1 pseudogene is annotated in these 628 nt (G+C 70.9%); it reads left to right on the top strand.

What is annotated here, in order from left to right:
- A pseudogene (locus ACLJPL_RS34070) lies at positions 1-628 on the top strand (2-oxoglutarate ferredoxin oxidoreductase subunit alpha); the annotation flags it as partial.

Here is a 628-nt window from a genome sequence, read left to right as displayed (position 1 = left end):
GAGACGACCGAGGACTTCGCCGTCAGCTACGAGGTCGCCCCGGCCTCGCAGGCGTTCCCCACCGGCACCTACCGCAACATCTCGGGGAACCTGGCCCTGTCCTACGGGCTGATCGCCGCCGGGCAGCTCGCGAACCTGCCGCTCTACCTGGGCTCCTACCCGATCACCCCGGCCTCCGACATCCTGCACGAACTGTCCCGGCACAAGAATTTCGGGGTGCGGACCTTCCAGGCCGAGGACGAGATCGCCGGGATCGGCGCGGCCCTGGGCGCGGCGTTCGGCGGGGCGCTGGGAGTGACCACGACCTCAGGGCCGGGGGTGGCGCTGAAGTCGGAGACGATCGGGCTGGCGGTGTCCCTGGAGCTGCCGCTGCTGATCATCGACATCCAGCGCGGGGGCCCCTCCACCGGCCTGCCCACCAAGACCGAGCAGGCCGACCTGCTCCAGGCGATGTACGGGCGCAACGGGGAGGCCCCGGTACCGATCGTGGCCCCCCGCACCCCGGGAGACTGCTTCGACGCGGTGATCGACGCGGCCCGCATCGCCCTGACCTACCGCACCCCGGTGTTCCTGCTCTCGGACGGATATCTGGCCAACGGCTCCGAACCCTGGCGCATCCCCGACACCA

This window comes from Streptomyces sp. cmx-18-6 (assembly GCF_046548915.1).
Classification (GTDB): Bacteria; Actinomycetota; Actinomycetes; order Streptomycetales; family Streptomycetaceae; genus Streptomyces.
Note: the sequence above shows the minus strand (reverse complement) of the source record. Positions and strands in the feature narration are given on the sequence as shown.